Below are 8,494 nucleotides of genomic sequence, written 5' to 3'. Positions count from 1 at the left end.
CGGCATGGGTATAAGTTAGCCCTGCATTGGCGGTGGAGAAGCCACTGGCAGTTAAAGACGCGGCCGTGAAAGCGCCCTTAGCGGCATTGTCGAGGGTGATAGTTAAGGTTTCGGAAGCACCAACATCGGGATCGGTGATGACGATGCTGGAGAAGGGATTGATCGTGCTGGACTGATTGATGGCTTGTCCGGTGAGGGCGCCTGTGATGGTGGGGGCGACATTTGTCGCGACCACGATTGCTTTGTTATCACTTAAAGAGTTAAGACTTCCTGGGGTAGGCAGGATAAGTAAAGCATTATTGCCTAACAGGTCTTTAATACTGCCTGAGTTTAAGTTGAGTGCTGTACTGCTTAGATAATCTAGGTCAGCCGAATTGTCACCGAGTTGTACGGTGTAGTTGAAAGTAATTGTCGATGAACCTGAGCCCGTGGCGTAATTTACCGTGCGATCAATATTTCCTGTCTCAAGAGTGAGTTGCGGGGTGCCAGTGATATAGACATTTTCATTAAATGTAATATTGATAGGGATCACTGCACCGACGTCGTAGGTGGCGTTACTTACAGATGAAGTGACGCTGTTGACTAATGGACCTGCGTTGTCGATCGTATAGCTTTGTCCAGTGGTAAAGCCCCCAGCAATCGCATTGCCAGCAATGTCAGTAATCCCTGTGCCAGTGTTTTTTAAATCTAATCGTAGCGTGCCGTTGCCGCTGACATTATCAATGCGAACGGTCCATAGATTGTTCGAACCAGAAACGCTTGCGATACTGCCATTCACTATCCCACTAGTGGATAGTGAAAAGTCACCAATATCGACAACATTGCTCGCCACATTCTCAGAAAAGCTTACTTGGAAATCGAGCGTGCTTGTATTTGTTGGTGTGGATGACACGCGATTGATACTCATGACCGTTGGGGCGGTGCCATCAACCAAGACGCCAGCAGTGCTGGCTACGCTGTTCAACGTTAGTGATGCATTATTACCGCCCGTATCCTTGATGCTACCGCCATTGCTAACTATGTTTGTGCCTAGCGTTACGCCGTTGGCATCTGCGTTGCCATTGGCGACGGTGTAGCGAAACACTAATGTAGAGGAACCGCTACCGCTAAAGTAAGTTGCATTAACTGTCCCGCCTGAATCGAGCGTGAGCGGGATTGAAGGTGAGCCAGTGACGACTACGTTTTCATCAAAATTGACGGTGAAGTCTAAATGTTGACCTGCCGCATAAGTTGCATTTGTTGGCGCTGAGACGCTTGAAATCGCTGGTGTATTGGTATCAAAGCTAAGCGTAAGACTACTATTGGCAGCACTGCTATTTCCTACCGCATCGGTGTAAGAGCCAGCGACGACGCTAATTGTGGATGAACCTTGATTGGTTGCTGCGGTTGGCGTAAAGAGCGCAGTCCACGTTGTGCCCGATCCATTGAAATTACTTAAAATACCTCCGCTGGCCGAGATGTCGCCAGCGTTAAATCCAAGCGGTGCTTCGCTGAAGTTGAAGGTGATCGTTGCTGATTCGCCTGTCTTCAGTGCGGTATTGTCACTACTGATCGTGAGCGTAGGTCGTTTCGTATCGATAACGAAATTACCGCTATTCGTTGTGCCTACGCCTGGCGTATTAGTTGAATTATAGGTACCTGCAAGATTGACAGAGATTTTATTGTTGGCGCTATCGACATTCGCGTTTGGCGTAAAAATGGCTGTGTAAGTGATGTTGTCGCTGGTTTGTAAGCCAGATAAACTGCCATTCGCAATGGAGATGTCTGTAATATTGAAATCCGTGACAGCTTCGGAAAATGTGAATGTCACATTCTGCGTATCACCTGCTTTAAGTGTTGTTTGTGATAAGCCGATATTTAATGTCGCGGGAGGGCTATACAGCGTGATCGTACCTAAGTGAGTATTATTGCTACTTCCATTACTGCCCGCGATATTGCCTGCCCCTGAAGTGGTTCCGCCAAAGCCGCCTACTCCTTTATTTCCTATCGTCAGCGAGGACTGCGATGCGGCATCCATACGTAGGGTGCCTGTCGACCAAATGCCACCAACGCCGTTGCCACCAGCGCCACCATTTCCTTTACCTGCATAGTTGGCGGCAGCACCGCCACCGCCACCGCCGCCAGCAGCAATATTATTGGTAATACTGCTGTTCGTAATGGTTAGCGTGCCGCTGTTAAAAATTCCTCCAACGGCGCTACCTCCTGTACCACCAACAAAATAGCCGCCACCACCACCACCACCGCCACCGATTGACATGCTACCGCTGCTTGCTGTCCCGCCCGCACCGCCAACGCTATAACCAGAACCAACGTAAGGAATACTTGCACCACCTCCTGCACCGCCGATCGTGCTACCACCGTATCCGCCACGTTGTCCACCTGATGTGCCCGATCCATTACCACCGATGCCAGCACTGGGAGCGGTTGGTGTTTCACCTACTCGGTCGAAGCCGCCCGTACCGCCCAAGCCTGCACCAAAACCACCACCGCCGCCGCCGCCGCCGCCTTTTGCGAAGCCGCCGCCTGTGCCGCCGCCACCGGATGCCTTGTTTTCTGTGATCGTACTATTATGTATGCTGAGTGTGCCCGCGTTGCGAATCCCACCACCAGCGCCATCGGTTCCAGCTCGACCAGGGCCAATAGTGTTACCCATGTTATCTCCGCCATTTCCTGCAGCTAAACCGTTTTTGATAATTAGGTTTTCTAAGCTAGCATTGGCTCCCGAAGTAACATTAATGACGCGGGTTAAATTCCCTGCATCAATGGTTACCGCACCGCCAGCATTATTTTTGCTGCCGATAATCGTTAATGAGTGACCTGAATCGGCTCCTATCGTGATGGTGTTACCACTTGAAATAAAGAGAATGTCATCAGTTAATGTGAGCGTGTCATCGACGCCATTTGAATTGGCAGTTGCCATCGCCGCCTGTAAGCTCGCCAAATCGGATGCGGTTAAAGTCGCAGCGAGGTGATCCCAGTTCGCCAGTTGTAGTGGGTCGATTGATGTCGAATGATGATCGATGTTTCCAGTGGATATTTCCAAAACCCAATCGCCATCACGATTGGCAATGCCAGTATCGTTGTTGGATGCGGCGACGTCTGCATTGGTGACTAGGGCAAGTTGATTGATAAAACTTTGGCCTTTGGCCGTGGCCGCCACATTGCAACCATACAGTAGTAAATCGCCGTCTGAACTGAGCGCCTTGCCGATGATTTGTAATTCATTTTGGTAATTGGCTAAATTGCCTTCATGTAAGGCGGCGTTACCTAATAACAGTAAGCCGTCGGCACCATGAGAAATGATAGAAATAGCGTCGAGGTTTTGATAATTCTGTAGCGCCTCTGCAATCTGTTTGATTCCATCCTGAGTCTTATCCAAAATAACCAGCGTAGTGCCGGAAGGGACGGCATCGACCAATTGTTGAAAGTCGGGTAAGCGGCTGTCGATAAAGACGATAGATTTGCTTGGCTCAGTCAACACTGGTTGTAGCGCATTGTTGGCATTAAATGATATTTCTAAATTACGTGAAATAGGTTCGACTGCGCTGCTTAAGCTAGGAGATACGATGCTAACAGGTGATGAAGACGATGGATCACAGAGGGACATGGTGTTTTTGTTTTAAACGTATTGGAAGTCTTGGTGGATTTAGTAGCTATTCTGTTCGTCAAGCATGAATCGAAGATGTAGGCTGCTTATAGTTCAATTTATTTCCAATTGATGATTTAAATTGAGACGCAATAAATTTTTATGTAAGAAAATTTACAAAAAACAAAATAGTTCGTAATGATCCTTGTCGTGAAAAGGATTGTCTATAGTCTGATTGGACTAGAGTAAGGCAAGGGGAAAAAGCAGGGGGGCAATTTTAAGAATTGTTCTTGAGCATGAGCACAAGCTGAGCGTAAAGCTTTGAGGGCGATACAGGTTTATGGAGTAAGGGAAGCGCTGAAGCACTTGCTTCTCGCAGACGGACTGGTGCGGTATCGCCTGTGACCAAAATGGCTGGGATAGTTTCTGCAAACTTGGAGCGAATAGCTAGTATGACTTCGCTGCCTTTGCTATGTTCGCGCAGACGATAATCGCTGATAATCAAGTTAGGCTTTGCTTTGCTGGTCAGCAGTAAGGCTTCTTCCATGCTACTAGCCAGATCGCACTCGCAGCCCCATCCACGTAGCAGGGCAGACATCGCTTGACGTACCGTCTCATCGTCATCAATGACCAAGATGCGTGCGTGTAATTGCGGTGTGTTGATCAGCTTGGGACTGGACTCTTCTTCCAGTATGGTGACAAAGCTTAGTGGCAATCTCAATTTAAAAACACTGCCCCGATTTGGACGTGATGCCAGCGTTAACTCTAAGCCTAATAAATGAGTCATTTTTTGGACGATAGATAAACCCAGTCCTAAGCCTTTTTGACGATCTCGTTCGCTGTTTCCTAGTTGTTGAAATTCTTTAAAAATTTCTTCGAAGTGAATCTTATCGATTCCTATGCCGGTATCCCAGACCTCCAAACTAAGTTGTCCTTGTATTTTACGAGTCGATATTAATAGGCCGCCATGCTGTGTGTAGCGAATCGCATTAGTGACTAAATTGCGGAGTATCAGTTCTACCAAACTGGGGTCAGAATGGACGACATAGTGGGTTTCTGGTGAACGATAAATAAGACCTTTATGCATAGCCTGCGGGGCAAATTCATTTTCGATTTTACTTAATAAATGTTGCAGTCTAAAGGGGCGTGGTTGAGCTTCGATGACACCTGCTTCGATGCGAGAATAGTCGAGCAAGGTGTGTAGCATTTCAGTAGTGGCATCGGCCGCGGAACAGATATTATTAACCAGATGTCGTTGAGTTTCATTTAATTCACTGGCTTGTAAAACTTCCAAAAATAAACCTTGAGCATGTATGGGTTGACGCAAGTCGTGACTTGCCGCCGCCAAAAAACGCGATTTTTCAGCGTTTGCTGCTTCGGCTGCGAGTTGTGCTTGTTCGGCTTGTTTGGTCGCTAAACTCAGTTGCTCTATCAGTTCTAGATTGTCAAAGCGCAGTTGTATAGAAGCACGTGCGGTCCGAGACGTATTGTAGGCTTGTCCCATGAGCGTGATCGCATACATACCCACGGCAATGCCGATCGCCCAATACGCAGGATCATTTAGCGTAATCACCGCATACACCATGGAGCCGAGTTCGAATAGAAGAAATAAAGCGAATGCGGGCAATACTGGCGAAAGTATCGACATGGAGTTTGCTGCAATTCCTGCTAAAACCGCGAGGATTAAAACACTGCCCGCGGTGCTTGCAGTATGTAAACTGATCCATGCTAAGGCTCCCCATACCGCACCATCAATGGCGTGCAATAGCATGAGACGTTTTTGCACTTGCTTGATTTGAGTGATTAGTATGCCTTGGCGAATGAATCGCTTGGCATCATAGACATCGATCAATTTAGACAGCGTGACTGCGATACACCAAAGGCTTAAGGCGACTATATTTTGCTCATTTTTTAAAGTGAAAAATAGAACTAAGGCGACCAGAATCCCCGGTAACATCGAGCTGCCTAGATTGCGCATTAATAAAAGCTGGAGTTCGCGCTGAAGCTCAAGTTGAAGCTCGGTACGTATTTTATTATCGATAGGAGGAGAGGCCTGAGGCATTTACGCGACCAAGCCCATACGACGTGCAGTGAACGCCGCCTCGGAGCGATTGCTGGCGTTTAAGGCCGCCAATAATACTTGCACATGGCAGCGTACCGTGTTTTCTGAAAGTTCCAGTTGGCGGCCTATCATTTTATTTGAAAGCCCTTTGCACAAGAGATCTAACACTTCGTATTGCCTCGGTGTTAGTAATGGCTTGTGTTGAACTCCGTTTAGCGTCGCAGTTGTATTTTTGTTGTAGTCGATATTTTCATCATCTCTGAGCACTTTTATGATGACGCGTAAGATTTCCTCAGCGGAGTCACCCTTAGACATAAAATAACAAGCGCCTCGCTCTAGAGCCAGTTTGCTCGTGTTCGGCGAATCATCGGCTGAAATGATAATAATGGGCGCATCAGGCCATTTCCGTTGTAGTAATGCGCTACCTTCTAAACCGTTTAATCCCTGTAATTTAATATCAAGCAGAATTAAATGTAATGGCAGGCCGGATAACTGCATGGCTTCCTCAAGAGAAGCACATTCGATGATGGCAATATCAGGGAGGCTACTATTGATCAAAGTTCGTAGTCCACTACGAAACAAGCTGTGATCGTCAATGAGTAGCAAGGTTTGGTTAGCCATTTAGGTGGTAGTCTATTACGTCATACAAAGGAAAGTACGCGCATCCTACATGGATTAGGAGCGAAGTCTTTGCATTTTATCGTCAATCTGAATAATTTTGCACTAGGGCATTTTTTCAAGGATCTTTTAAATTTAAAAATACTAAAACTGAAGATAAGTTTATGGCGCACCTAACCTACTCCCTATTTCTCATGTTGAGCGCTCTAGATTCTCAGTTGAGGTCGGGACAAATTTGGCGGTAATTACGTTGGCACGACTCCCAGTGCAGTCTTTCCAAAAAGAGAGTTGGCTATATTGCTGAAACAAATCAGGGGGCAGTATAGTGTCTCGACTCTCAAAACTGATTGTTGGCCTGACTTTATGAAGGCCACGCATTCCCAAAGGAGTGTCAAATTCGGGGGCATCATATTGAATGTTTTCAAAGTCATGCTGAAATGGCTCAATTCCAATGAAGTCATAAATTAGTGGTAAAACCTTGTGCGGTGCCTGCGCCAGCAAATCGTAATCAATTAGCAGCATGGAGCCAGCATGCTCACTATAAAATGCGCTTTTTAAGGCTGCCCAAGGATAGCCTACCAGTCGGTTGCGTAGGGCTAGGGTCTCTACTCTGCTGTACACAGTGGCGCGTTCATTATCATCATTGAATAGGCGTGTGATTTCATAGGGATCGGCCGCATACTTGCGCTCTATACTGTCCATAATCCACGCCACATTGCGTACGCAGGCTATGACTTTGGAACCTGGAAATTGATCCATCAGCATGGGTAAATGTGCTGTCCACATGCGATTGGTATCAAACACGACGCTTTTGTCAGCATGTTCAGCGTAGTAGGAATCAAATAATCCACGTACTAAACGTTTACGCTCGGCCTTAGTGATGACCGGGCCAAATTCGGTTCCTGCACCAAATTGATGTAATAAACTGCTATATAGAGCACCAATTGGACTCGTCATACCGGCATGAAATCGAGGGTTTTGTAAAAGCAAAGCAGCTAGTAAAGTGGAGCCGGAGCGTGGCAAACCAGAAATAAAGTGGTAGGTGAATTGAGTCATTTTTGGTAATAAGTGAAGATAGCGAGATGAACTATAACTTGGCATAGCAGGGTATGTCGAATCCACTACATAAATTTATTCTTTGATGATCATTAACTTGAAGTCCGAATTTACTGCCCATCTTGGCTAAGGATAATAAAATCCGAATAAATGAAGTAATTGGCGCTTTCATTTTTACGTTGGTATGTGGATTCTGTAATAGAACAGTAGCGAATTTGGCCAATCCTGAGTTAGGAAGTCCAGCGCAAACATGGCATTGGGGTATCGCATGTTACTTTGTTTTTTTAATGTAGTTGGTGAGTTAGTTATTGAATTGCGAGTTTTAGTTCAGTTTAGATGGATAGATAGCCTCTCATGCCAAGCAAAGCTTATTTCTTGTTTTTGTTCGCGATCAGAATAATGGTGAATTTAGACATTTGTTCTCCAGTCTCATTTTCGGTAATGGCACTATAAATCGTGTTGCTCTGGATGCTAAACACTCGGGTATAAAAATTAAAAAGACTGCAAAAATGCAGTCTTTTTAATTTTAAAAATACTAAATAAACTACTCCATAAACCGCGCAATATACTCATCAGAATGAATAAACTGCCCAATAAGGGTAACGGTATCGGTCTGAGGTTGATTGAGTAATTGATCAAACGTGACCGGGNCGATTCGGTGAAGCTAGCCAAGAGATCACCGCGATTAAAGCCATTGACCAATTGATTAACCCAATACGTTTTACCAGCGGCATCCGCAGGACGATGCAAGACGTTTTGGTAAATCAAATCCACAAACTGGCTATTGTCGACACTGCTGTACTTTTGCTGGAACTCGGTACTCGCAACAAAGGAGTTGCTAATGGTCGATAAGGACGTGCCCGCATTGTATTGCTTGATCCAATAATCCAAACCATCACGATCCGGTAAGCGATCAAAGGTCCCAAAGTACAGACGAGTAATACTACCAATCCCTTGTTGGAATTCGGTCGAGGCAATAAAGGAGGCCGCCACTTGTTCACGACTCATGCCAGCTTGTTCAATTTGCTTGACCCAATAATTGAGGCCCGCGGTATCGGCTTCACGGAACAAGAAGTCACGGTACATCTGCATCGCAAACATGTCGGCGCGTTGTAAGACGTTATTGTCTTTCACGATAGGGTTGGTGCCCATCTTGGTTTCTACCGCATCAG

5 protein-coding genes are annotated in these 8,494 nt (G+C 46.2%); all 5 read right to left on the bottom strand.

Annotation, left to right across the window (positions count from 1 at the left end; translation table 11 throughout):
* On the bottom strand, nt 1-3,607 hold a 3,607-nt coding region (locus tag ACFFJH_RS10820), incomplete at its 3' end, for a DUF4347 domain-containing protein (protein ID WP_390212455.1).
* Between the two features lie 256 nt (nt 3,608-3,863).
* Nucleotides 3,864-5,648 (bottom strand): ATP-binding response regulator, encoded by a 1,785-nt coding sequence (locus tag ACFFJH_RS10815; RefSeq protein WP_390212453.1) that lies wholly within the window; start codon nt 5,646-5,648, stop codon nt 3,864-3,866.
* Nucleotides 5,649-6,269, bottom strand: coding sequence for a response regulator (locus ACFFJH_RS10810; RefSeq protein ID WP_390212451.1), 621 nt, complete (start codon nt 6,267-6,269; stop codon nt 5,649-5,651).
* A 189-nt stretch (nt 6,270-6,458) separates the two neighbouring features.
* Nucleotides 6,459-7,322 carry a sulfotransferase gene (locus tag ACFFJH_RS10805; protein WP_390212449.1) on the bottom strand — a complete coding sequence of 288 codons (864 nt, stop codon included), beginning with the start codon at nt 7,320-7,322 and terminating at the stop codon, nt 6,459-6,461.
* Between the two features lie 492 nt (nt 7,323-7,814).
* The gene (locus ACFFJH_RS10800) at nt 7,815-8,408 is read right to left on the bottom strand and encodes a DUF4214 domain-containing protein (RefSeq protein ID WP_446697466.1); all 594 of its coding nucleotides are present in this window, start codon (nt 8,406-8,408) and stop codon (nt 7,815-7,817) included.
* Nucleotides 8,409-8,494 lie beyond the last annotated feature (86 nt).

The organism is Affinundibacterium danionis, from assembly GCF_042432465.1.
Classification (GTDB): Bacteria; Pseudomonadota; Gammaproteobacteria; order Burkholderiales; family Burkholderiaceae_D; genus Undibacterium; species Undibacterium danionis.
This window is presented reverse-complemented; position numbering and strand designations above follow the sequence as displayed.